Genomic DNA, 23,780 nt, shown 5'->3' on the forward strand with positions numbered 1-23,780 from the left:
CTCTCCCGATCAGGTGTCGCCCGGCTGGGTCTCGCCAGTTTGTTCTTGTGGATTGCCGCGCCGCCGGCGCCGTCTGCGCTCGCCGCCCGTGTCCGCCGAAACGGTGCGCTCCGGCAGCGGCACTTTTGAGGCAAGCCGCGCATAAGGGTCGGTCTTGTGGGGGATCGCCATGGCGGCGACGAAATGCTCCTGGAAGGCGGGCTCGACGGCGGTTTCCACCTTCTCGATCCGGGTCACGACGTCCTCGATCTCGGCCCGGGCGCGCGTGTCGAGCAGCGCCATCTGGGCGCCGGTGCCGGCGGCATTGCCGATGGAAGTGACCTTGTCGAGGTCGCAGTCGGGGATCATGCCGAGCAGCATGGCGTATTTGACGTCGATATGGCTGCCGAAGGCGCCGGCGAGCCGGATCCGGTCAACGGACGCGGCGCCGAGCCGGTCCATCAGGAGCTGGATGCCGGCGCGCAGCGCTGCCTTGGCGAGCTGGATGGCGCGGATGTCGTTCTGTGTGATGCGCAGGGCCGGCGGGCCGTCGCGCATGACGTAGGAAAAGGTGCGCCCGTCGCCGACGACGCGGGGCGAGATGGCGGCCTTGGCGCCGTCGATGATGCCGTCGGTGGTCAAGAGCCCGGCAAGGAACATCTCGCCGATGGCCTCGATGATGCCGGAGCCGCAAATGCCGGTGACGCCGGTGACCGCGACAGCCTCCTCAAAGCCGTCCTCGTTGGACCACAGATCGCAGCCGATGACCTTGAAGCGCGGCTCAAGGGTTGCCGCATCGATGCGCACACGCTCGATGGCGCCGGGCGCCGCCCGCTGGCCGGAGGTCAGTTCGGCGCCTTCGAAGGCCGGACCGGTCGGCGAGGAACAGGCGAGCACGCGCTCCGAATTGCCCAGCACGATCTCCGCATTGGTGCCGACATCGACGATCAGCGTCAGGAGATCGTCCTTGTAGGGCTTTTCGGAGAGGATGACGGCGGCGGCGTCGGCGCCCACATGGCCGGCGATGCAGGGAAGGGTATAGACGCTGGCGCCTTCGCCAAGTTCCAGGTCGAGGTCGCTGGCGGCGAGCGTCTGCGCGCCGGAGGTGGCAAGCGCGAAGGGCGCCCCGCCAAGCTCCGTCGGGTCGATCCCGAGGAGCAGGTGATGCATCACCGGGTTGCCGACGAAGACGGCCTCAAGGACATCGCTACGTTCCGCGCCCACATCCGCAACGACCTTGCCGACCAGCGCGTCGATCGCCTCGCGCACCGCGCCGACGAGGTCGGGAAGGCTGTCCGGGTTCATCATGATGTAGGAGACCCGGCTCATCAGATCCTCGCCGAAGCGGATCTGCGGGTTCATGATGCCGGAGGAGGTGAGGGTCCGACCCCGGTTGAGGTTCATCAGGTGGCAGGCGATGGTCGTCGAGCCGATGTCGACGGCGATGCCGAGGAGCTTGTCGTGGCTGCCGGGCCAGGCGGCGACGATCATTGCCGGCATGCGGCCGTCGTCTCGGACGGCGACGGTGATGCGCCACTCGCCCGCCCGAAGGGTCTTTTGTAAGGCCCGCAGGACGGCGGGAGCGCAGCGCTCGACCTTGACCTCAAAGCGCTGTTCCAGAGCCCGAGTCAGCCGTTCCAGGTCGCCGCTCGGATGGTGCATGTCCGGCTCGTCGACGGCGACGGTGTAGAGCTTTGTGGCCGGATTAAGCGGCAGCTTGCGGCCTTCCGCACGCTTGCGCACGACCTGCCGGTGCATTTCCGAATCCGGCGGCACGTCGACCACCATGTCGCCGAGAATGCGCGTCTGGCAGCCGAGCCGGCGGTCCGCCTTGAGACCGAAATCGGTCTTGAACCGGGCTTCGACGTCGCCAAACGCCGTGATGTTGTCCGGCTTGCTGTCGATGTTGTGCTTGGCGAAGGAGCCGAAGACGGGCATGAGCTGGCAGCGTCCGCAGATCGCCCGCCCGCCGCAGGCAGACTCCAGATAGACCCCGAGCGAGCGCGCCGCATCGAGCAGCGTCGTGCCGTGCGCGAACGTGCCCCGCCGACCGCTCGGCAGGAACACGACGCGGGCCGTCTCGCTTTCGGGGGGACGCTCGTCTGCCATTCCGGGCTCAGCCGGCCCTGCGCCGGCGGCGTTCGCGCCGACCGCCCGCCGCGCCGTCGCCCTCCGGAGCGGGCTCGCGATAAGTGCGGATCCAGGTGGCGCAGTTCCTGTCCGTCGACATCAGCACGTCGGCGGCGCGCACGGCCTCCATCTCCTGGGGCCTCAGCGGGTTCATGATTGCGGACGTCATGCCCGACGCGATCGCCATCGGCAGGAAGGCGGCGTTGATGCCGTGCCGATGCGGCAGGCCGAAGGAGACGTTGGAGGCGCCGCAGGTGGTGTTGACCTTCAGCTCCTCACGCAGCCGGCGCACCAGCGAGAACACCTGCAGGCCGGCGGTCGCCATGGCGCCGATCGGCATCACCAGCGGATCGACGACGATGTCTTCCGGCTTGATGCCGAAATCCTGCGCCCGCTCCACGATCTTCTTGGCGACCGCAAAGCGCACGTCCGGGTCCTCGGAAATGCCGCTCTCGTCGTTGGAGATCGCCACCACCGGCACGTCGTATTTTTTGACCAGCGGCAGGATCAGCTCCAGCTTCTCCTCCTCGCCGGTGACGGAATTGATCAGCGGCCGGCCCTTGCAGACCTGGAGACCGGCTTCCAGCGCGGCGGAGACGGAGGAGTCGAGCGACAGCGGCACGTCGACGAGGCCCTGCACCAGTTCCACGGTCTTGGCCAGCAGCGGCGGCTCGGTCTCATTGGGGTTGACCGATGTGACGCCCGCATTGACGTCGAGCATCGTCGCGCCCGCCGCGACCTGGGCGAGGGCGTCGGCTTCCACGGTGGAGAAGTCACCGTCCTGCATTTCCGCGGCCAGCTTCTTGCGGCCGGTCGGGTTGATGCGTTCGCCGATGACGCAGAACGGGGCATCGAAGCCGATGACGGCTTCCTTGGTGGCGGAGGCGACGATGGTGCGGGTCATGGCGATGCTCCGGAAAAAGCGGCAAAAGGCCGGTCAGGGCGCGCTGTCGCGCCCGCCGGCGGCGATCAATGTTTTGAGCCGTTCCATGTCATAATCGGCCTCGATCGCGGCGGCGGCTTCGCCAGCGACGGCTTCAAGATCACCTGCGACATCCTCCGCCTCGCCGCGCCGCCAGTCGGCGAGATAGGCGTCGGTGTCGACGGCGCCGGAGCGCATGGCGCACTGGTCGATGGCCTTCTCGAAGCGCTCGGCGAGCACGCGCTTGGCGGTCTTGCGGCCCTCGCGGGCAATCACCTGGGCCGGGATATCGCGCCAGTAGACGATCTGCAGCTTGGCCATCAAACGGCTCTCCGCCAGAACAGGAAACCCGCGGTCGATGCCGCGATCCACGTAGTGTTACGTAGGACCCGCGGGGCCGGCGACGATGGAAACGACGTTGCGTTTCCGGATTACGACACGGGCTCGGGTGTCCGCTCCAGAGCCGGCGCGGCGGCATCGAAAAGCGCCGGAGCCAGGTCGCCATAGCCGGTGAGGCGGCGTTCGAAGGTGAGCCCCAGTCGGTCGGCGGCCGCGCGCGCCTTTTCGGTCAGCGCCGGATCCTCGGTCTGGGCCAGATAGACGAGCTTTTCGTAGTTGCCGAAATACATGTCGGCGAGTTCCGGATGCCGGTCGAGGCCGAGCGGCTTGATGACCATCGCCTCAAACTGGCGGGCGAGGAAATCGGTAAGGTAGAACGCCGTGATCTCGTCCTCGGCCGTCCTGGCAAAGGCGTCGACGCCGGAAAAGAAGGAATAGCAGTGCGGACCGTCGATCCGCTCCGCGCCTTCCTCGGCAAGGACAGCATCCAGCCGGCCGCCGGTGCCGCAATCGGCATAGGCAACGAAGATGCGGCCATAGACCGGTCGCATCGCGCGGATCGCCTCGCGCACGGCTGCCGGGATGCGCTCCGGCGTGTTGTGGAGCTGGGCGTTTAGGCAGGTGAGCGTGACGTGCTCCCAGCCGTTGAGCGCGATGACGGCGCGGATTTCGCGCGCGAGCGCCCCGCAGGCGATGATCAGGAGCGGCTCGGGGACCATCGGCTCGCTCAGGCGATCTGGCGCTGGTTGTGCTTGCGCATCATCAGCTCCTTGGCAGTCTCGACCGTCACGGCCGCGTCCCGGCAATAGGCATCGGCGCCGACGGCCTTGCCGAATTCCTCGTTGAGCGGCGCACCGCCGACCAGCACGATGTAGTCGTCGCGCACGCCCTTCTCCACGAGGGTGTCGATGACGACCTTCATGTAGGGCATGGTGGTGGTCAAAAGCGCCGACATGCCGAGGATGTCCGGCTGGTGCTCCTCGATGGCGGCGAGATAGTCCTCCACCGGATTGTTGATGCCGATGTCGACGACCTCGAAGCCGGCGCCCTCCATCATCATGGAAACGAGGTTCTTGCCGATGTCGTGGATGTCGCCCTTGACCGTGCCGATGACCATCTTGCCGACCTTCGGCGCGCCGGTCTGGGCGAGAAGGGGCCTCAGGATCCCCATGCCCGCCTTCATGGCGTTGGCCGCGAGCAGCACCTCCGGCACGAACAGGATGCCGTCGCGGAAGTCGACGCCGACGATGCGCATGCCTTCCACCAGGCCCTCGGTCAGCACCTTGTAGGGCGCCCAGCCGCGTTCCAGGAGGATGTTGACGGCGTCGAGGATCTCGTCCTTCAGACCGTCATAGAGGTCGTCGTGCATCTGCTCGATGAGTTCCTCATCGCTCAGTTCGTTGAGGTCCAGTTCTTCTTCGTCGCTCATCGGACATCTTCCTGGTCGGCGAGGGTGCGGGAGGCACGGGTAAAACCACGTTGCCGCAACGGCCGCGAGACGATGCGACAGGAAGCGACAAGCGACGGCTGGAATGCGACACCCTGGCGCAGCCGCGCCCGGCCCTGGAGCCGAAGCGCCGGATTTTCGTCAAGGCGATACCCGCGAACCGGGCGGGCTTGATCGCGCGGGCACCGCGGCGCAATGTGTGCCGACCTGCGGCAATCCGCCGACGCATTCACAGAACAAGCCCCTTGACGAGGCCGCGGCGCGGACGCGCCGGCGGCCCGGAGTCCTCCCATGATCGCCGACCTGCCGCTCTGGATGCTGGGGCTCGCCGCCCTGATTGTCGTTCTCGGCGTCATCGTGCAGACGACGACGGGCATGGGCTTCGGGCTGACCGCGGCACCGCTTCTGGCCATGATCGACACCCATTTCGTGCCGATCCCGATCATCACGCTCGGCATCGTCACGGCGAGCCTTGCCGCCATCAAGGAACGCCGCCAGGTGCGCCTCGACGAGATCGGCATCGCGCTCGCCGGCCGCCTCGCCGGCATGCTGTGCGCGGTCGCGGTGCTCCTGGTGCTGCCGGACAAGGACAGTTTCGCGGTGCTGTTCTCCGCCGGCATCCTGTTTGCCGTCGCCCTCAGCCTTGCCGGGATCCGGCTGGCGCTGACCCGGGGAACGCTCGTGTCGATGGGCTTCGTCTCCGGCCTCATGGGCACCATTACGGCGGTCGGCGCGCCGCCGATGGCGCTGATCTACCAGGACGTCAAGGCCGACCACGCAAGGGCGACGCTGAACGCGTTCTTTGCCATCGGCGCGGCGGTCTCCCTCGTCGGCCTGATCGCCATCGGCCGGGCGCACTGGAGCGATGCGGTGCTGATTGCCGTTCTCGCCCCGGTGATGCTGGTGGCGAGCTACTTCGCGCCGAGGCTCAACGCCAGCGTTGCCCGCCGCTACCGGCCGGTGGTTCTGGCGCTTTCTGCCGTTGCCGCGATCAACCTGCTGTTTCACGCATTCTTCTGGTAGGCCTCAGGCGCCGTTCTGCTTTTTCATGTAGTCGTTGACGACGGCGCCGAGCGCCGCCGAGGCGAGCCGGGCCGCCGGCGGGTCGGCGCGGCTGGTCAAAAGGATCGGCACCCTGGCGCCGAGAACGAGGCCGGCAGCGCAGGCGCCCATGAAATAGACCATCATCTTGAAGAGCGCATTGCCGGAGACGATGTCGGGCACGATCAGGATGTCGGCATTGCCGGCGACAGGGTGGTCGACGCCCTTGATGCGTCCGGCATCGGGCGAGACGGCGAGGTCGAAGGCGAGCGGGCCGAAGACTTCCGCATCGCTCACATTGTCGCTCGCCCAGTCGGAAAGTTTCTGCGCCTCCATGGAGGAGGGGATGGTCTCCGTCGCCTCCTCGGTCGCCGACAGGATCGCCACATGCGGCCGCTTGTTGCCGAGGGCGCGGGACATCAGGACGGCGTTCTTCAGGATCGACTTGCGGGTCTCGAAGTCGGGATGGACGTTGACCGCGCCGTCGGAGATCAGCAGCGAGCCGTCCCGGTCCGGCGCCGTCATGTGGAAGACGTGGGTGTAGCGGGCGCCGGTGCGCATGCCGGAGGCGCGCGAGACCATCGCCCGCATGAAGACGTCCGTGTGGATGTGGCCCTTCATGACCATGCCGACATCGCCGCGCCCGCCCCAGGCCGCCGCCTCTTTGGCCGCTTCGGCCTCGTTCTCCGTCGCAACGATGCGGTAGTCGGAAATGTCCCAGTTGAGTTCCAGGGCATGGTGGGTGATGGCCTCCGGATCGCCGAAGAACACCGGCTCGATCAGGTTGAGGCGGGTGGCGTCGTGCGCGCTCAGCATCGCAAGCTGGGCGCCGGCATTGACGATTGCCGTCGGCGTTGCCGGCAGCGGTTCGGCGAGTTCCAGGAGCGAGGGCGGGCAGGTAACGGCCTGTCGGCTGAGCATGGCTGGAGTCCTTGTTGTCTAGTCCGAGGCGGCCCGTTTTTTCGTTTTGGTCAGGCGGTGGTCTTGGGAATCCGCTGCCTGGAGCCGGCGCGGACGCGCCGGCTTTGGGGAGAGTACCCGTCATCGGAAGGGATCGTAAATGCGAGTAGGTCCAATTCGCAGGATTCGATGGGGCCAGACCGGCGCCGGGCTGCCGCTCAGACCTGCCTTGCGGCGACCTGGGGTGGCAATGCCTCGGCACTGCCTCTCTGGGACGGCTTCGTCCCGAGCTGCCCCTCGATCAGCCGCGCAAGGATCGCGATGCCCGGCTCGATCCGGTCATGCGCGATGGAGGAAAAGCCGAGCCGGAAGCAGTTTTTCGGCGCCGGCTGGCGGGCGAAGTTGACGCTGCCGGATTCGATCACGATGCCGTGCGACAGCGCGTCCTCGCGCAACAGGTCGGCGTCCAGCTCTTCCGGGCCGGCGACCCAGTAGCTGGTGCCGCCGAAGCTCGGCACCGCGCCGGCATTGGGCAGGTGCCTGTCGAGGGCGCGGCCGAGCTCCTCCCAGCGCCGCCGGTAGACCCGGTGCAGCTTGCGGATCAGCGCGTCGTGGTGGCCGAGGGCGAGAAAGAGGGCGACGGTCCGCTGGTTGTTGCTCGGCGGATGGCGCACCATCAGCCGGCGCAATGCCCGCGCCTCGCGGATCAGTTCCTTGGAGCCGACGAGGAAGCCGAGCCGGAGCCCCGGAAACAGCGTCTTGGACAGGCTCCCCACATAGACCACCCGGCCGCGCGTATCGATCGATTTCAGCGCCGGCGTCGGCTCGGTGACGTAGTTGGTCTCGAACTCGTAGTCGTCCTCGATGATGACGAAATCGTGGGTCTCTGCCGCTTCCAGAAGCGCCGTGCGGCGCGTCCGCGACAGCGTCGCCGTCGTCGGGAACTGGTGACTGGGGGTAACGAAGACGACGTCGCAGGCCTTCACCTCCGGGCCGATCTGGATGCCTTCGTTGTCGACGGGGATCGGCACCATCCGGTCCGAGTGGATGCGGATGATGTTGCGGGCATCGGGATAGCCCGGCTCTTCCATGCCGACCGGCGTGTCGCGGGACATCAGCAGCGTTGCCAGCAGGAACAGCGCGTTCTGGGCGCCCAGCGTGACGAGGATCTCCGTGTCGTCGGCGAGGATGCCGCGCCGCGGCAGGATGCGCTTGCGGATCTGCTCGACCAGCATCGGGTCGTCGAGATCGCGTAAGTCGTCGGCCCACACGTCGAGCCATTGCTTGCCGAGCGCCTGGCGCGAGCATTCCCGCCATTCGGAAATCGGAAACAGGGAAGGATCGATCTGGCCGTAGATGAAGGGATAGGGGTATTGCCGCCAGTTGGCCGGCTTGGAGATGTTGCGCATCGCGGCCGGGCGGACGGTGAGGGGGCCCTTCCAGCCCGCCCGGCCGTCCGCCGCGGGCGCCGCCTCGCCGTCGCTCGCCGCATAGCCGGCCGCCGTCCTGCCGTTGACGAAATAGCCGGAGCGTTCCGAGGCGATCAGGAACTCGTCGTCGATCAGGCTCTGATAGGCGAGCATGACCGTGTTGCGCGAGACGCCGAGCGAGCGGGCCAGCTCACGGCTCGACGGCAGGCGTTCGTTTTCCAGGAGGTGCCCGGCCAGAATGGCGGTGACCAGCGTCTCGCGGATCTGCGATTGCAGGCCGACGGAGGAGGACCGGTCAAGCTGGAAGAGGATGTTCGACACCAACTGGCCTCATCAAAACCACGTATCTGGTCCTATAATATGGTACCAGCGGCAGCGTACCGTTCGGACCAATCAAAAACAAGGAACCGCGCGGGTAGCCGGACCGATCGTGACCGGCCATGACAGCGCCATGGCCGTTCGCCTTTCGGGTCGCCAGGCCCGTCAATTGAGGACATGCGACTAATGAATATCGCGGCCAACTCCCTCGAGCATCACTGGATGCCCTTCACCGCCAACCGGGCTTTCAAGTCCGACCCGCGCCTCGTCGTCAAGAGCGAGGGGGTCCATCTTTGGGACCACCGCGGCGGCCAGCTTATTGACGGCTCGTCCGGCCTGTTCTGCGTCGCTGCCGGCCATGGCCGCAGCGAGATCGCCGACGCGGTCCACGCCCAGCTCCAGACCAACGACTACATGTCGCCGTTCGCCTCCGGCACGCCGGGCTCGTTCGAGCTGGCGCGCAAGCTCGCCGCGATCCTGCCGGAAGGCATCGATCACGTCTTCTTCGTCAACTCCGGCTCCGAAGCGGTCGACACCGCCTTGAAGGTCGCCATGGCCTACAACCGCGCCAGGGGCGAGGGCCAGCGCATCCGGTTCGTCTCCCGCGAGCGCGCCTATCACGGCGTCAATATCGGCGGCGTGTCGCTGAGCGGCATGGTCAAGAACCGCGAGACCTTCCCGGTGGTGATGCCGAACGTCGTCCTGATGCGCCATACCTGGTCGCCGAACGAGCGTTTCGTGCGCGGCCAGCCGGAAGGCGGCGCGGAACTTGCCGACGACCTGCAGCGCATGATCGACGCCTATGGCGCCAGCACCATCGGCGCCTGCATCGTGGAACCGATCGCCGGCTCCACCGGCATTCTGGTGCCGCCCAAGGGCTACCTGGAGCGGCTGCGCGAGATCTGCGATAAATACGGCATTCTGCTCATCTTCGACGAGGTCATCTGCGGTTTCGGGCGCACCGGCAAGGCGTTTGCCTCCCAGTCCTTCGGCGTCACGCCGGACATCATGACCATGGCCAAGGCGCTGACCAACGGCGCCCAGCCGATGGGCGCGGTCGCCGTCAGCGACAAGGTCTACGACACCATCGTCGATGCGGCTCCCGACAACGCCATCGAGTTCTTCCACGGCTACACCTATTCGGGCCATCCGGCCGCCTGCGCCGCTGGCATCGCCACCCTCGACATCTACGAGAACGAGAAGCTGTTCGAGCGCGCCGCGGAGCTTTCGGACTATTTCCTCGACAAGATGTTCGAGCTTCAGGATATCGACCTGATCACCGGTATCCGCGGCTACGGCCTGTTGGCCGGCATCGATCTGGCGCCGGGCGCCGCCCCGGGCCTGCGCGGTTCGGAAGTGCAGACCAGGCTGTTCTGGAACGGCCTGCACGTGAAGTTCACCGGCGATTGCGGGATCATCGCGCCGCCGCTTGTCGCGGAGCGCTCGCATGTCGACGAGATTTGTTCCATCATCAGAAAGACACTGGAGGAAACCGGCCACTGAGTAAGGGCCCGCATTAGCTTGGGGAACAGCGCATTGTCCGGACAGTCCGGCTGCCGTAGTTTCGGCGGCGTTATGGACGGTTCGCAATGACAGGAACGCCGCACCGATGGCAGAGAATCACGGGCGGCATCATGCAAATCAGGAGAACAACATGTTGAAACGTGTAATCGGTTCCATCGCCGCGGCCGCGACCGCCGCCGTACTGTCGGCCGGCATCGCCCAGGCCGCCGACAAGGAAGTGACCATCGGCTACCAGACCATCTACAATCCGTGGAAGGTCGCCATCGCCGACGGCAAGTTCGAGGAAGTCACCGGCTACAAGATCAAATGGGCCAAGTTCTCGTCCGGCGCCAAGGTGATCAACGCCATGGCCTCCGGCGACGTGCAGATCGCGCTTGCCGGCTCCAGCCCGATCGCCGCGGGCGTCTCGCGCGGCCTCGACATCGAGCTGTTCTGGATCACCGAGGACATCGCTTCCGCCGAGGCTCTGGTCGTGCGCGACGGCTCCGGCATTACCGCGCCGCAGGACCTGAAGGGAAAGACGCTCGGCGTGCCGTTCGTCTCCACCACCCACTTCCACACGCTCTTTGCGCTCGAGCAGTTCGGCATCGACCCCTCCGAGGTCAAGATCCTCAACATGCAGCCGAACTCCATCGCCGCCGCCTGGGAGCGCGGTGATATCGACGCCGCCTTCATCTGGGATCCGGCGCTCGGCCGCATCAAGCAGAGCGGCAAGGTGCTGATCACCTCCGGCACCCTGTCGAGCTGGGGCAAGGCCACCTTCGACGGCATGGTCGTCAACAAGACCTGGGCCGGCGAGAACAAGGACTTCATGGTCTCCTTCGTGAAGACCATTGCCGAGGCCGACGAGGCCTATCGCAGCGACCCGGAAGCCTTCGGCGCCGATTCCGAGAACGCCAAGAAGATCGTCAGCCTGGTCGGCGGCGAGGCTGCGGACGTTCCGGGCGTGCTCGCCCTCTACGGCTTCCCGACGCTTGAGGAGCAGGCCTCCAGCCGCTGGCTCGGCGGCGGGGCGGAGGGCGGTGCCGCCAAGGCGCTGTACTTCACCTCCGAGTTCCTGAAGGGCGAGAAGAAGATCGACAACATGCTCGACGACTACGGCACGGTGGTCACCGACGAGTTCGTCAAGGGCGCCCTCGGCCAATAATCCTGGCAGAACGACACGCCCTTGGCGGGCCGCGGCCGGCAACGGCTGCGGTCCGCCGGGGCATTTCGGGCATCGGCGCCATTGGGGACGCGCCGGCCGGCGGTACGCAAACCCTCCCTTTGCGGCGCCGCCCGATCGGGGTTCCTTCCCACGGACAACGGCCGGTCTCGCCGCGTTTCCCGGAGCCGGGACTGCCGGATCATTCCGGTATCCGGCCGGCGCTGACGCCTTTCCGGACCAGCGGTGTTATCGATTTTCGCTGCGGCCGCGCCGATGCGGTGCTACTCAACGGACTCCCGTTCCATGCCAGCGAAAGGGGCTATCATGGCAGAAACACTAGGTGCCGCTCCCGTACCTGCTGCCAGCAAGACGCTGAAGGCAGACGACGTTACGGTCATCTACCCGACAAAGGGTGCCGGCGAAGGCGTTCACGCCCTGGAAAAGGTCTCCCTTACCATCAAGGACGGTGATTTCGTCGTCGCTCTCGGCGCGTCCGGCTGCGGCAAGACGACCTTCCTCAATCTGCTTGCGGGCTTCATCCAGCCGACCTACGGGACCGTCACCCTCGGCGGCAAGCGGGTCAACGGCCCCGGAGCCGACCGCGGCGTGGTGTTCCAGAAACACGCGCTGATGCCCTGGCTGAACGTTCTGAAGAACGTCACCTTCGGCCTCAAGCTGCAGGGCGTCGGCCAGACCGAGCGGCGCGAGATCGCCCGCAAATACCTCAAGCTGGTGGGCCTGGAGGACTTCGAGACCCGCAACATCTACGAGCTGTCCGGCGGCATGCAGCAGCGCGTCGGCCTTGCCCGTGCGCTGACCTCCGATCCGGATGCGCTCTTGATGGACGAGCCGCTCGGCGCCCTCGACGCGCTGACCCGCGAATCCATGCAGGAACTCATCCTCGACGTCTGGCGCGAGACCCACAAGATGGTGTTCTTCATCACCCACAGCGTCGAAGAGGCCCTGTTCATGGCGACGCGGCTGATCGTCATGTCGCCGCGTCCGGGCCGCATCACCCACGAATACGAGCTCGACTTCTGCCACCGCTTTTTCGAGACCCGCAACGCCCGGGCCGTGAAGTCCGATCCGGATTTCATCGCCATGCGCGAAAAGATCCTGTCGATCATCCATGGCGACGAAATGGGAGGAGGTGCCGATGTCTGACCAGTCCCGCTCCAACGGTTTTGCCGGCTCGCTCGGCAACATTTTCGGCGCCGGCCCCGTCCAGCCTGGCGAGTCCTACGGCGCGCCCGGCTCCGGCCGCAGCCTCAGCATTTCAGTCGTCACCGCGGTCCTCATCCTCGGCCTTTGGTGGGTCGCCTCCAACTACGAGTGGGTGAAACCGCTGTTCCTGCCGACCCCGCAATCGGTGTTCCACCGGTTCATCACCATTTCCCAGGAGCCGTTTTCCGGCGGCACCCTTTGGGACCACACCTCCCAGAGCCTGATGCGGGTGTTCTCCGCCTTTTTCCTGGCCTGCATCACGGCGATCCCGGTCGGCCTTGCCATGGGCATCAACCGCATCGCCCGCGGCATCTTCGATCCGCCGATCGAGTTCTACCGGCCGATCCCGCCGCTGGCCTATCTGCCGCTCACCATCATCTGGCTCGGCATCGACGAGAGCCAGAAGATCTCGCTGATCTTCCTGGCCATCTTCGCGCCGATGGCGCTGGCCGCAAGGGCCGGCGTGCGCTCCGTGCAGATCGAGCAGATCCACGCCGCCTATTCCATGGGCGCCTCGCGCATGCAGGTGATCTGGCACATCATCTTCAAGGCGGCGCTGCCGGAAATCCTGACCGGCATGCGCATCGGCATCGGCTTCGGCTGGACGACGCTGGTCGCGGCCGAAATGGTCGCCGCCCAGGTCGGCCTCGGCCACATGGTGCTCGACGCGGCGGAGTTCCTGGTCACCGAGGTGGTGTTCATGGGCATCATCGTCATCGGCGCCATCGCCTATATCTTCGACCTGATGATGCGCCTGGTCGAAAAGAAGCTGGTGCCCTGGAAGGGGCGGTAGTCCGCGACAACAGCCGGCATGGCCGATGCGCCTCGCCGCAGGAACAAGGCCCGGGATGGCGGTTGTCCGTCCCGGGCCTTTTTGGTTTTTCATGCCTCTGCCCGGTGCAGCGACACCGCGCCCGCCGCGCTACATCAGCCCGTTGACGAGGATCGCCAGGATGGCGACCGGGGCGACGAAGCGCAGGATGAATATCCACACGGTCAAGAGGACGCCTGGATGCTCGCCGTCCATGGTCACCTCGTCGGCGGCCCTCGGCCCCATCACCCAGCCGACGAAGATCGCCAGCATCAGGCCGGAGACCGGCAGCATGATGTTGGAGGTCAGGAAGTCCAGGAGGTCGAGGAACCCCATGCCGAACAGCTTGTAGTCGGCCCAGATCCCTTGCGACAGCGAGGACGGCACGCCGAGCAGGAAGGTGACGCAGCCGATGGCGATCGTCGTCGGCACGCGGCCGAAGCCGCGGTCCCGGAACAGGGCAACGAGCGGCTCCAGCAGCGAGACCGAGGAGGTCAGCGCGGCGATCAGCAGCAGCACGAAGAAGGCGGGCCCGAAGATCGCGCCACCGGGCATTGCCTGGAACACTGTCGGCAGGGTGATGAAGGTCAGCGCCGGGCCGGCCTTCGGGTCGAGGCCGAAGGCAAAGACCGCCGGCAGGATGGCGAGGCCGGCGAGGATCGCCACCATTGTATCGAGGGAGACGATGTACCAGGCCGAGCGTCCGATGCGCGTGTCGCGGTCGAGATAGGAGCCGTAGGTCAGCATCGCCGCCATGCCGATGGACAGCGAAAAGAAGGCCTGGCCGAGCGCGGCCATGAAGACGGCGCCATTGATCTTGGAGAAGTCGGGCGTCAGGAAGAACCGAAGACCGGCTTCGGCGCCCGGCAGGGTCAGGGAGCGGGCGACGAGGCCGATGAGGATGAAGAACAGGATCGGCATCAGGATCTTGCTGATGCGTTCGATGCCGGAGGCGACGCCCTTCAGGACGACGAAGACGGTCAGCACGACGAAGATCGCCTGGTAGATCAGGGGCTGCCAGGGGTCGGTGATGAAGCCGACGAATGAGTCGCCGATCGCGCCGATATCGAGGCCGTTGAAGGCGCCGTCCGCGGACTTGATCACATAGGCGATCGTCCAGCCGGCAATGACCGAATAGAACGACAGGATGAGAAAGGCGACGGTGAGGCCGATCGCGCCGACCACGGTCCAGCCCTTGTGGCCGAGCACTTTGAAGGCCGAAAGGGCGTCGGTCTGACCGGCCCGGCCGATGGCGACCTCGGCAAGCAGGACGGACAGGCCGATGGTGAAGACGATGGCCAGGTAGAGCAGAAGGAAGGCGGCACCGCCGTTCTCGCCGGTGATGTAGGGAAACTTCCAGATGTTGCCGAGGCCGACGGCGGAGCCGGCGGCAGCAACGATGAAGCCGATGCGGGAATGCCACCTTTCTCGCGGAGCACGCATGAATCGATCCTGTCGGTTTTTTCGCATGCCGACGGGCCGTCGAGCGGCCGGCACGGATGCGGTCGTGTGGTGGATGCCGGTGCGGGGAAGGACCGTCGGGCGACCGGCTCAGGCTGGCAGCCTTAAAACCCGGTGTGACACCGAAAGTCGATGATCGAAGACAAAAAAATGTTCTTTTATGCCCAAATTTAAAGCAATTGCACAACTAAGAGACACTTCGGAGCGCTCTATGCACCCAGTGGCGGGCGTTGCCGGCGAGGCAAGGGCGGCGACGGCGCAATGCCGCAAGGACCGGCTCAGCATGGGGATCGTCCGTCCCGGGCTTATGCTTCGTCACGCCTCTCCCTGACGCAGCAGCACAGCGCCCGTGCCGTCGGCCGCCAGCTCGTCTGACGGGTTGCGGAGCGGGCATTCCGTCAGCGACAGGCAGCCGCAGCCGATGCAGCCGTCGAGCTTGTCACGCAGCTCCGCAAGATCGTCGATGCGCTTCTGGATCGCTTCGCGCCAGTCGGCCACCATCTCCTTGACGTCGGCCGCGCTCGGCGACTGGCCCTCCGGGATCGGCTTCAGCAGCGGCGTGATTTCCGCCAGGGAAAAGCCGAGGTCCCGCGCCACCCGGATGATGGCGATGCGGCGCAGGATGTCGCGCGAGTAGCGGCGCTGGTTGCCGCGCGTGCGGGCCGCCGAGATCAGCCCCTTGGCCTCGTAGAAGTGCAGGGCCGAGACCGCGACGCCACTGCGCTCGGAAACCTCGCCGACCGTAAGTAATGATCCGGGCTGTGCCATTTTGTCCGGGGCTGTTTTCTTGACCTCAACCAAGCTTGAGGTTTTATACGCAAAGATGGTTTGCCGGCGCAAGCCCTTCGGTTCTCCTCCCGGCCGAAGTGACTTGCCGGAGTCGATGCACGTGCACCTCCGGCCCATTTGGAGCAAACGTTGACATGGAAAACAGCAAACTGATTGCGCTCGTGAGCGGCGGCAATCGCGGCATCGGCGAGGCCGTGACGATCGCTCTGGCGCGCCAGGGCGTGCATGTGCTGATGGGCTGCCGCGACGTCGCCCTCGGCGAGGCCGCCGCGGCCCCGATGCGGGCCGAGGGGCTGTCCGTCCAGCCCGTCCAGCTCGACACCACGAACGACGCCAGCGTCGCCGGCCTTGCCGCCCTCATCGAGCGCGATTTCGGCCACCTCGACATCCTCGTCAACAATGCCGGCGTCGGCCTCGACTACGACCCGACCCTGACGGTGCTGGAGAAGCTGGAGCGCACGCTTGAGGTCAACGTCGTCGGCACGGTGCGCGTGACCGAGGCGATGATCCCGATGCTGTCGGCATCGAAGGCCCCGCGCATCGTCAACGTCTCGTCCGAGCTCGCCTCCTTCGGCCTGCACTTCACGCCGGACTGGGAACACTCCGACAAGAAGATGCCGACCTACAAGGCCTCCAAGGCGGCCCTCAACTCCCTGACCCTCAGCTACGCCGACCAGCTCCAGGACAAGGGCATCAAGGTCAACGCCATCTGCCCCGGCTACACGGCAACCGCCGCCACCAATTTCGGCCCCTCCCGCACCCCCGCCGAGGCCGCCGTCATCGTCGTCCGCATGGCGCTTCTGGACAATGACGGCCCGACCGCGAGTTTCTACAACGACGTCTGTGAGTTGCCCTGGTAGGGGACGCACGGCTCGCCTGAGCGTTCGTGCACGCACAAAAACGACTAGCGGCGCGGGAGTGGGCCTTCCGCGCCGTTTTCAGATGGTCCTGCCGCGATTGACCGGCTGCAAATCAGACGGTCCCGGAACCGGTCGATTGCCTCAGCCGTCCTCGGAGAAGAAGTCCTCGTCGAGGCGCTGGACCTGGATGGTGCGGTGGGGACGGGTTCCGACGCCGTGTTCGATCATCAGATCGGCGAGCCGGTTGCCGTCGATCAGGATGACCCGCTGTGGCAGATTCTTGGCGTAGCTGACGGCGCCGCTGGAGAAAGTGGAGGCGGTGACGAAGACACCCTTGGTGGCGCCGAAGCCGACCAGCGAGCCGACGAAGCCCTGAACGGCCGGCCGGCAGATGGTGTTCTCCTCCGCATAGCGCTTGGCCTGGACGTAGATGCGGTCAAGGCCGAGCCGGTCCTCGTTGATGACCCCGTCCACCCCGCCATCGCCGGAACGTCCCAACTGCTCGGCCGCGTTCTTGTGCGAGCCGCCATAGCCCATGGCGACCAGCAGGTCGACGATGAGTTTTTCGAAGAAGGCCGGTGAGTTCTCCCGGATGCGGTCGAGGAGGTCGGCCCTCAGCGCGGCGTTCAGCGAGCGGTAGGCAGCCTCGATCTGCTCCTCTGGTGTCTCGGTTTCGTCCACGACGATGGCGGGTTCGCGGTCAGAGACCCGGTCGTTGCTGCTGCCCTTGCTGTGGCTGCTCTCGTAAAACTCCCGGAACCCCGGATAATCCATCAGCATCCGGGTGTCGAGGCGGGTGGGGTTGGATGCAAGCAATTCCCGGCCGGCCTCGGAGGCGACGAAGCGGCCGCGCGCCGGGCTGTCGATCAGACCGGCCTTGGTCATGTAGAATTTCGCCCAGTGGATGCGGTTGTGCAGCACCCGCTGGCGCCCGCTCGGCAACATCTCCTCGCGCTCGTCGGGTGCGAGCCCCAACTCGTCGGCCATCTTTTCGGCGACCTCCGGCACCCGCGTTTCGCCCTTAGCGGCAATGCGCAGCACGGGAAGCATCAAGGTCTGGTAGTCCGGGATCGCCATGTCGCTCCAACTTTGCCTCTGGGTTCCGCCGCGGTCGAACCGCCAGGAGGCGTGACCGTCATCGGGAGAGCGTAGTTGCCTGCGTCTCACTCTTCAATTGAGAGCTGGGTCGCACAAAGAGTCAGATCGGTCGGCTTCGGTCCTCGTGCAGCCACCCATTGTGAGACCTTTGCTTGCTGCTGTCCCAGGCAAGCATTAGGTCGAGCCGCCGGAAAAACGGGGCTTACGCGGCGAATGGAACATTGATGCGTGTCACTCGACTTGGAGTCACCGGAAATGTCGAGCGCAGCGAGGCTGTCGTGAGCGAACTAACGAACCGTCAGGTTCGCAAGCACGACCGTGCGCCGGCCGGTCAGGCCGCCCCGCGGAGGCGTCGAGCGCAGCGAGACTGTCGTGAGCGAAAAAGAAATGGCGCTCCCTAGGGGAGTCGAACCCCTCTTTCCAGATTGAAAATCTGGCGTCCTAACCGATAGACGAAGGGAGCGCTTGGCCGATCATCGGAATCGACGGCCGGTTTATAGAGGGGAATGCTGCGGGCGACAAGACCGCCGGGCGCGATTTTTCGCCGTCCGCCGGCCGCTCGCAAGGGCTTGCGCCGCGGCCGCCGCACGGGCCGGCGACCGCGCCGGATCGGCCCTACCAGTGGCCGGTGTTGCCCATGGATGCCCAGGGCTCCGCAGGCTCCTTGGAGTCCCCCTTCTGCAGCAGCTCCACGGAAATGTTGTCCGGCGAGCGCACGAACGCCATGTGGCCGTCGCGCGGCGGCCGGTTGATGGTGACGCCGGATTTCTGCAGCTTGTCGCAAAGGCCGTAGATGTCGTCGACCTCGAACGCCAGATGGCCGAAATTGCGGCCCTCGCCATAGTCTGCCGGGTCCCAGTTGTAGGTCAGCTCAACGAGCGGGGCCTTGTCGGTCTTGGCCCGGTCGCCGTCCTCCGGTGCGGCCAGGAAGATCAGCGTGAACCGGCCCTTTTCGCTCTCGGTCCGGCGCACCTCTTGCAGGCCGAGCTTGTTGCAGTAGAAATCGAGCGAGGCATCGAGGTCCTTCACGCGAACCATGGTGTGCAGATAGCGCATTTTTTGCGTCTCCCGTTTTTTCGAATCTGAGGCATAACTTATGACGGTGATCGCGGAACTCAACGCCGCATGCGAAACAATCGCCGAGCTTCTGGCCGGCGCCCGCCGTGGCGTCGTCTTCACCGGCGCCGGCATCTCAACCGAGAGCGGCATTCCCGATTTCCGCAGCCCGGGCGGTATCTGGTCCAACTACAAGCCGATCATGTTCGACGACTTCTGCGCCTCCGAAGACGCGCGCATGGAGGACTGGCGCCGGCGCTTCGTGATGATGGACCAGTTCGGCGCGGCCGAGCCCAATGCCGGCCACCTGGCGATCGCGGAAGAAGTGCGCCGCGGCCATGTGGAAACGGTCATCACCCAGAACATCGACGGGCTCCACCAGCGGGCCGGCGTGCCCGCAGAGAGCGTCATCGAGATCCACGGCAACGGGAATTATGCCCATTGCCTCGACTGCCGCGAGCGCCACGAGCTCGCCGAAATGCGCGCGCACATCGATGAGACAGGGGAGAGCCCGCGCTGCCGTTCCTGCGGCGGCCTCGTCAAGGGCGCGGTGATTTCCTTCGGCCAGATGATGCCGGAGGCGGAGATGGCGCGCGCCCAGGAGGCGGCCGTCACGGCCGACCTGTTCCTGGCCATCGGCTCCTCGCTGGTCGTCTACCCCGCCGCCGCCCTGCCGGTGATCGCCAAGCGGGCCGGGGCGACGCTGGTCATCATCAACCGCGATCCGACCGACCTCGATGCCATCGCCGACCATGTCGTGCGCATGCAGATAGGCGATGTATTCAAGCCTTTTCTTGGGTAAGAATTGGCTAACCGTACTGTCTCGGCGGAATAGCCGGTAAAATACGCCCGATTTCCTTGCGGATAATTTCGTGGCCGCCACGAAAACCCCTTGTGCCCGGCCCCCAACCCGATGGTATCCTTCTACCGGGAATCACTTCCGGCGGCCGTTGCTTGGGGACGGTGCGTCTGTGAGGCGTAAAAAAGAGGCCGATTGTCATGGTGGCGAAGTATTCGCCAGATGCGCGCGACGACTTGGACGACCTCTCCGACGAGGCTGCCGTCGATGTCGTTGAGGTGGCGGGCACCATTAAGTGGTTCGACGTCGCCAAGGGGTTCGGCTTCATCGTCCCGGACGGGGACGGCATGGCCGACATCCTGCTCCACGTCACGTGCCTCCGGCGCGACGGTTTCCAGACCGCCTATGAGGGCGCCCGCGTCGTCTGTGAGGTGCTGGAGCGCCCGCGCGGCCTGCAGGCCTTGCGCATCCTTTCCATGGACGAGGCGACGGCCGTGCATCCCTCGCAGATGCCGCCCTCGCGCACCCATGTCCAGGTGACGCCCACCTTCGGGCCGGAGCGGGCCCAGGTGAAGTGGTTCAACCGGCTGCGCGGCTACGGGTTCCTGACCCGCGGCGAGGGCACCCCGGACATCTTCATCCACATGGAGACCCTGCGCCGCTTCGGCATCGCCGAACTGCGTCCCGGCCAGTTCGTCACCATCCGCTACGGCGCCGGCCCCAAGGGGCTGATGGTGGCCGAAATCCGGCCGGAAGACGGCGGCCACATCCCGTCCTCCCATTGAGGCAGGTAATGTCGGGTCCGGCCACGCGGACGGGTCTTTCCCAGGTCCGTTTTTTCCAGGCTCTTTTTCTGTTGGTCTTCGCCGGGCTGGCGCTTGGCGCGGCCGGTCAGCCACGCGCGGCCGACGCCGCGCCGGTGGTGCTGGAAACGGCGACCGGGTCCCATTCCTTCACTGTCGAGATCGCCGATACGATGGCGAAACGCACCCGCGGCCTGATGTACCGCCGCGAGATGGCGCCGGACCACGGCATGCTGTTCGATTTCAAGCGGCCCGAACTGCTCTCCTTCTGGATGAAGAACACCTATATCTCCCTCGACATGATCTTCATTGCCGGGAACGGCCGGGTGAATTTCATCGCACGCGACACCACGCCGGAATCGACGGAGCTGATCTCGCCGCCGGACCGCGCGCGCTTCGTGCTTGAGGTGGTGGGCGGCACGGCGGACCGCATCGGGCTGAAGGTCGGCGACCGCGCCCGCAATCCGCTGATCGGCGGAGACGGGTGAGGCCAAAGGGCAAGGCAAGGGGCAAAGCGCTTGTCCGCGGGGCGGTCAGCGTGTAATCGGATAGTCGGTTCGGCGCCGGACCGGCGGGGCATAGCGCAGCCTGGTAGCGCAACTGCTTTGGGAGCAGTAGGTCGCAGGTTCAAATCCTGCTGCCCCGACCAGCCGTCTCCGGGCTTGAAGGCAACGGGATTTCGGGAGACCGCCAGCAATGATCGCGCGCATCTACAAACCGACAAAGACGGCCATGCAGTCCGGCACCCGCAAGACCAAGCGCTGGGTGCTCGATTTCGAGCCTGCCGCGCCGCGCAACAGGGATCCGCTGATGGGCTGGACCTCGGCCACCGACATGACCCAGCAGGTGCGCCTGTTCTTCGCCACCAAGGACGAGGCGATCGCCTATGCGGAGCGCAACGGCCTGGGATTCCGCGTCCTGGAGCCGAAAGCCCGCGAGCCGAAGCGCAAATTTTACGCCGACAACTTCCGCTACGACCGCACCGCGCCCTGGACTCACTGACTTTTTTGTCCCGTCGGCACGAGCCCCCGAAAGGGACGCCGGACTCAAGGACAAAAAACTCCGGGAGACGGACCGAGAGCATATGCCCCCGGGCTCCTGTTCGACCGCGCGAGGCATCAACGACCCCGTAGCTCAGCCGGATAGAGCAGCTGACTTCTAATCAGCAGGTCGCAGGTTCGAATCCTGCCGGGGTCGCCATTTTTCATCGAAAAGAAATGCGGCGAACGGGGTGTTCACCTATGTAGCGCGCAAAATCAAATGGCGCGGCGCGCAAGATCGGATGGCAACAGTTCAGGCGGCGGCGAGACGCCCGGCTAAGACGCGGCTGTCCTGATCATCCGCCGGCAGGAAGCCATGAAGGGCGGCGTGCGAAACGGCGGTGTTGATGAGGTCTATCCCCATCGGGGCCAAAGCCCTGCGCCAAAGGGAGCGAGCGTCGTCATCGGGCCAGACAAAGCACCAATCGGCGAAGACAATCGGCCCGGCGTCGGTGTCGTCCGTGAGGTGATAGATCGTCCCGCCGGTGATGCGATCACCGGCGCGGATCGTCTGCTCTATGGAATCGCGGCCCCGGTGCAGCGGCAACAGCGACGGGTGATACCCAATTGCCCCGAGGCGGGCTTGGCCGCGCGCGCCGGTGTCGACAAACGCATGGGCATGGGCGGCAACGATGAGGTCGACCGGCCCGCAAATATCGGCGGCCTCAACGCGCCGGCGACCGCCCAGGGCAACAACGCGAACGCCATCACGTGCGGCCGCCTGTGCTAGACGATCTTCCGAAGCAGGAGCCACAACCGCGGCAACCCGGCCGAACGCCGCCAGGTTCCTGTAGACCTCAGCGCCGAACCACCGGCTACCGACTATCGCAATCTGCATCATAGTCCCTCCACGTAACGAAAGCCTTGGACCGCCCGAAAGTGCCCGCCGTAGCCGGCTTTGCCCGATGATCGCGCGCTCTTGACCTTGTTTGCGCCATGAAGAATGGCGCTGATCTGCGTCCATTTCGGGTCGCGCCGCAACGCCGCCGCCAATCCGGGGTGCGAGGTGTGAAAAAGGGTCAGCATCGGCTTGCCGTAGCGATTCTGACCGCGCCTCCAGGCCGCGCAAACGGCGTTTAAGAACCGCATGCCGACGCCGGCGCCCTGCCATTCGGGCATCACGACAAGGCGGCACGCGCGCGCTTCTACCAGCCCAGGTCGGGTAGACACCGCCACATGCGCTACCGGCTGGCCCCCGACGAAACCGACATAGTTAAATGCCGCGATCATCTTCGGAGCTTTCAGATAATGATGGGGCTCGAAAAGCGGCCAATATCGCCAGTTGGTCTCGAAAACGTCGACTTCGATGGAAGGCCGGCGTCGAAGGCACCTCCCGGAAAACTTGCCGGTCGCCGTATCGAGGATCCAATCCGGCTGAAGCCATTCGATGATGTCGTAATGGCAGGACAACAGCACGGCTTGGCCGCCAGACCGGCGCCAGGCCTTCGAGAAGGCAAAGGCGCCAATTCGGGCGATTTGCCGATCGACGACGGACGTGAACTCGTCGACGACAACGCGGGCCGGCTTTTCAGCCACAATGCGGGCGAGATCGGCGCGAAACCGCTCGCCATTGGACAACACGGCGTACGGGCGTACCCAAGCGGGAACCGACCCCAGGCCAACGGCGGAAAGCGCGGCCGTCACGTCGTCAAACGCGCCGTCCGGCAGAATGGCGTCGATGATTGGTGCTTTGCCCGGCCAGCCCACCGGGCGGTAAAAGGCCGCCTTGCCAAAAAGCCGTTTGCCGATCGACGTCTTCCCGGACCCGGATGGGCCTACAATGAGGCCAATCCCCCAATCGTTGCCATCGATCGGCAGATCGACCGTAAGGTCGAAACGGTGCCCATCCTCGCAATTGAACAGGGATTTGACGCGCGCCGCCCGGTAGCTTTCGAAGGTGTTGCAGGAGTGGTGGATGTCGACCCTCATGTCACAACCACCCGGAGCTTGGACGAACAAACGGCCCGCAGGCCTTCATAGACCGCCTTCTGTGCCTCCTCATCGGGGCAGACGACAATCACGCCGTATTGCTCCTTGTATCGGGTTCCGCGCGGTTTTCCCGGTGCGCCGTCGGGCAAACAAGGGAGCGCGCCGGACCGGGCTTTTTCTTCAGCCACAAGAGGCCTCCTTTTTCAAAGACGCTCGCGGGCGTTCGCTCGGTTTTTCTGGGAGGGCTCGGGGCCTCTTGGGGGACCGGTCAGGGCCGGGTTTCGCGCCGGGCGGCTCCGGTCTTTTCGGGCCTAGCAGGAGGTCCGAATCTATTGATGTCGCCGCATCGGCGGCACTTGATTTCTATCACGTTTCCAAGGCGATTTGAATCCGCCTTGAAGAGCAGCGCGTCGCAGGCACTACAGCGTATGGACTCCATATGAGGACTCGTCGTTGAATCCCCCCGCCGTGCATGTGTGTGGACGGCAGCGGCGGGGACGGCGTTGTGCTTCATGGCGTCGGCCGGGACTGAGTTGGCGCTTGGCCCGGCGCTTGGAGCGCTGCAACGCTCCGGGCTCCCCGCTCCTTTGAGCAGGCGAACGGCAAATGGGTTGGACCCGAAAATGGCTTTGATCCGAAAGAAGCCGCGCTTCGTCGCAGTTCTCCTTCGGTTAATCATCGTGTTTTTGGTCGGCGGCATCACACTGATTGTCGCCGGTCACGTGATGGGGCT

25 protein-coding genes and 3 tRNA genes are annotated in these 23,780 nt (G+C 65.6%); 12 read left to right on the forward strand and 16 right to left on the reverse strand.

The genetic code is table 11. From position 1 onward, the window contains the following. Nucleotides 1–9: 9 nt before the first annotated feature. The 5 genes from CH339_RS13360 to CH339_RS13380 form a co-directional block, all read right to left on the reverse strand. Nucleotides 10–2,088 carry an ASKHA domain-containing protein gene (locus CH339_RS13360; RefSeq protein WP_111434857.1) on the reverse strand — a complete coding sequence of 693 codons (2,079 nt, stop codon included), beginning with the start codon at nucleotides 2,086–2,088 and terminating at the stop codon, nucleotides 10–12. Nucleotides 2,089–2,095: 7 nt separating this feature from the next. Beyond that, on the reverse strand, nucleotides 2,096–3,013 hold the full coding sequence (locus CH339_RS13365; protein WP_111434858.1) for a methyltetrahydrofolate cobalamin methyltransferase: 918 nt from the start codon (nucleotides 3,011–3,013) through the stop codon (nucleotides 2,096–2,098). A 33-nt stretch (nucleotides 3,014–3,046) separates the two neighbouring features. Next, complete coding sequence (locus tag CH339_RS13370; RefSeq protein WP_111434859.1) at nucleotides 3,047–3,352, reverse strand: virulence factor; 306 nt, start codon at nucleotides 3,350–3,352, stop codon at nucleotides 3,047–3,049. Nucleotides 3,353–3,462: 110 nt separating this feature from the next. Next, nucleotides 3,463–4,089 carry a DUF1638 domain-containing protein gene (locus CH339_RS13375; RefSeq protein ID WP_111434860.1) on the reverse strand — a complete coding sequence of 209 codons (627 nt, stop codon included), beginning with the start codon at nucleotides 4,087–4,089 and terminating at the stop codon, nucleotides 3,463–3,465. Nucleotides 4,090–4,097: 8 nt separating this feature from the next. Continuing rightward, on the reverse strand, nucleotides 4,098–4,799 hold the full coding sequence (locus CH339_RS13380; protein WP_111434861.1) for a corrinoid protein: 702 nt from the start codon (nucleotides 4,797–4,799) through the stop codon (nucleotides 4,098–4,100). Between the two features lie 309 nt (nucleotides 4,800–5,108). On the opposite strand from CH339_RS13380, the gene CH339_RS13385 reads away from it, so the two are divergent. Continuing rightward, entirely contained in the window at nucleotides 5,109–5,840 is a 732-nt protein-coding gene (locus CH339_RS13385) for a sulfite exporter TauE/SafE family protein (RefSeq protein WP_111434862.1), read from the forward strand. A 3-nt stretch (nucleotides 5,841–5,843) separates the two neighbouring features. On the opposite strand, the gene CH339_RS13390 is transcribed toward CH339_RS13385, so the two are convergent. Both CH339_RS13390 and pdxR read right to left on the reverse strand, forming a co-directional pair. After that, nucleotides 5,844–6,779: a bifunctional enoyl-CoA hydratase/phosphate acetyltransferase gene (locus CH339_RS13390; RefSeq protein ID WP_111434863.1), complete on the reverse strand. Its 936-nt coding sequence runs from the start codon at nucleotides 6,777–6,779 to the stop codon at nucleotides 5,844–5,846. Between the two features lie 197 nt (nucleotides 6,780–6,976). Beyond that, nucleotides 6,977–8,509: a MocR-like pyridoxine biosynthesis transcription factor PdxR gene (gene pdxR / locus CH339_RS13395; RefSeq protein WP_111434907.1), complete on the reverse strand. Its 1,533-nt coding sequence runs from the start codon at nucleotides 8,507–8,509 to the stop codon at nucleotides 6,977–6,979. Between the two features lie 183 nt (nucleotides 8,510–8,692). Here pdxR and aptA point away from each other — a divergent pair, with 183 nt between their 5' ends. The 4 genes from aptA to CH339_RS13415 all read left to right on the forward strand — a co-directional run bounded on the left by aptA (nucleotide 8,693) and on the right by CH339_RS13415 (nucleotide 13,194). Continuing rightward, nucleotides 8,693–10,009, forward strand: a complete 1,317-nt coding sequence (gene aptA / locus CH339_RS13400; protein WP_111434864.1) for an omega-aminotransferase AptA — start codon at nucleotides 8,693–8,695, stop codon at nucleotides 10,007–10,009. Between the two features lie 151 nt (nucleotides 10,010–10,160). Next, a complete protein-coding gene (gene tauA / locus CH339_RS13405; protein WP_111434908.1) occupies nucleotides 10,161–11,177 on the forward strand; it encodes a taurine ABC transporter substrate-binding protein in 1,017 nt (338 codons plus the stop codon). A gap of 324 nt (nucleotides 11,178–11,501) precedes the next feature. Continuing rightward, on the forward strand, nucleotides 11,502–12,341 hold the full coding sequence (locus CH339_RS13410; RefSeq protein WP_111434865.1) for a taurine ABC transporter ATP-binding protein: 840 nt from the start codon (nucleotides 11,502–11,504) through the stop codon (nucleotides 12,339–12,341). Further along, the gene (locus tag CH339_RS13415; RefSeq protein ID WP_201240882.1) at nucleotides 12,334–13,194 is read left to right on the forward strand and encodes an ABC transporter permease subunit; all 861 of its coding nucleotides are present in this window, start codon (nucleotides 12,334–12,336) and stop codon (nucleotides 13,192–13,194) included. Before CH339_RS13410 ends, CH339_RS13415 begins: the two co-directional genes overlap by 8 nt. 129 nt (nucleotides 13,195–13,323) lie before the next feature. Here the strand turns inward: CH339_RS13415 and CH339_RS13420 are convergent, their stop codons facing one another. Further along, entirely contained in the window at nucleotides 13,324–14,655 is a 1,332-nt protein-coding gene (locus tag CH339_RS13420; RefSeq protein ID WP_111434867.1) for a sodium-dependent transporter, read from the reverse strand. A 333-nt stretch (nucleotides 14,656–14,988) separates the two neighbouring features. Continuing rightward, nucleotides 14,989–15,441, reverse strand: coding sequence for a redox-sensitive transcriptional activator SoxR (gene soxR, locus CH339_RS13425; protein WP_111434909.1), 453 nt, complete (start codon nucleotides 15,439–15,441; stop codon nucleotides 14,989–14,991). A gap of 155 nt (nucleotides 15,442–15,596) precedes the next feature. On the opposite strand from soxR, the gene CH339_RS13430 reads away from it, so the two are divergent. Continuing rightward, nucleotides 15,597–16,322: an SDR family oxidoreductase gene (locus tag CH339_RS13430; protein ID WP_111434868.1), complete on the forward strand. Its 726-nt coding sequence runs from the start codon at nucleotides 15,597–15,599 to the stop codon at nucleotides 16,320–16,322. A gap of 141 nt (nucleotides 16,323–16,463) precedes the next feature. On the opposite strand, the gene CH339_RS13435 is transcribed toward CH339_RS13430, so the two are convergent. From CH339_RS13435 to CH339_RS13445, 3 genes are all read right to left on the reverse strand, one after another. Then, nucleotides 16,464–17,399, reverse strand: coding sequence for a restriction endonuclease (locus CH339_RS13435; RefSeq protein WP_111434869.1), 936 nt, complete (start codon nucleotides 17,397–17,399; stop codon nucleotides 16,464–16,466). Nucleotides 17,400–17,808: 409 nt separating this feature from the next. After that, nucleotides 17,809–17,883: transfer RNA gene (locus CH339_RS13440), tRNA-Glu, on the reverse strand. A 152-nt stretch (nucleotides 17,884–18,035) separates the two neighbouring features. After that, on the reverse strand, nucleotides 18,036–18,476 hold the full coding sequence (locus CH339_RS13445; RefSeq protein WP_111434870.1) for a VOC family protein: 441 nt from the start codon (nucleotides 18,474–18,476) through the stop codon (nucleotides 18,036–18,038). Nucleotides 18,477–18,516: 40 nt separating this feature from the next. Between CH339_RS13445 and CH339_RS13450 the strand changes: the two genes are divergently transcribed. The 6 genes from CH339_RS13450 to CH339_RS13475 all read left to right on the forward strand — a co-directional run bounded on the left by CH339_RS13450 (nucleotide 18,517) and on the right by CH339_RS13475 (nucleotide 21,278). Then, entirely contained in the window at nucleotides 18,517–19,278 is a 762-nt protein-coding gene (locus tag CH339_RS13450) for an SIR2 family NAD-dependent protein deacylase (protein WP_111434871.1), read from the forward strand. Between the two features lie 197 nt (nucleotides 19,279–19,475). Then, a complete protein-coding gene (locus CH339_RS13455) occupies nucleotides 19,476–20,060 on the forward strand; it encodes a cold-shock protein (protein ID WP_111434872.1) in 585 nt (194 codons plus the stop codon). Between the two features lie 8 nt (nucleotides 20,061–20,068). Beyond that, a complete protein-coding gene (locus CH339_RS13460) occupies nucleotides 20,069–20,566 on the forward strand; it encodes a DUF192 domain-containing protein (RefSeq protein WP_111434873.1) in 498 nt (165 codons plus the stop codon). An 84-nt stretch (nucleotides 20,567–20,650) separates the two neighbouring features. Then, nucleotides 20,651–20,727 (forward strand) — tRNA-Pro (locus CH339_RS13465). Between the two features lie 47 nt (nucleotides 20,728–20,774). After that, entirely contained in the window at nucleotides 20,775–21,080 is a 306-nt protein-coding gene (locus CH339_RS13470; protein WP_111434874.1) for an ETC complex I subunit, read from the forward strand. Nucleotides 21,081–21,201: 121 nt separating this feature from the next. Further along, nucleotides 21,202–21,278: transfer RNA gene (locus tag CH339_RS13475), tRNA-Arg, on the forward strand. A gap of 93 nt (nucleotides 21,279–21,371) precedes the next feature. Here the strand turns inward: CH339_RS13475 and CH339_RS13480 are convergent. The 4 genes from CH339_RS13480 to CH339_RS25415 all read right to left on the reverse strand — a co-directional run bounded on the left by CH339_RS13480 (nucleotide 21,372) and on the right by CH339_RS25415 (nucleotide 23,747). After that, entirely contained in the window at nucleotides 21,372–21,959 is a 588-nt protein-coding gene (locus CH339_RS13480; RefSeq protein ID WP_244668960.1) for a formyltransferase family protein, read from the reverse strand. Further along, complete coding sequence (locus tag CH339_RS13485) at nucleotides 21,956–23,047, reverse strand: ABC transporter ATP-binding protein (protein WP_111434875.1); 1,092 nt, start codon at nucleotides 23,045–23,047, stop codon at nucleotides 21,956–21,958. The genes CH339_RS13480 and CH339_RS13485 overlap by 4 nt, the downstream gene beginning before the upstream one ends. Next, nucleotides 23,044–23,235, reverse strand: a complete 192-nt coding sequence (locus CH339_RS13490) for a hypothetical protein (RefSeq protein WP_111434876.1) — start codon at nucleotides 23,233–23,235, stop codon at nucleotides 23,044–23,046. Before CH339_RS13490 ends, CH339_RS13485 begins: the two co-directional genes overlap by 4 nt. Before the next feature lie 80 nt (nucleotides 23,236–23,315). Then, a complete protein-coding gene (locus tag CH339_RS25415) occupies nucleotides 23,316–23,747 on the reverse strand; it encodes a Com family DNA-binding transcriptional regulator (RefSeq protein WP_111434877.1) in 432 nt (143 codons plus the stop codon). Between the last annotated feature and the right edge of the window lie 33 nt (nucleotides 23,748–23,780).

This window comes from Rhodobium orientis (assembly GCF_003258835.1).
In the GTDB taxonomy this organism is placed as follows: Bacteria; Pseudomonadota; Alphaproteobacteria; order Rhizobiales; family Rhodobiaceae; genus Rhodobium; species Rhodobium orientis.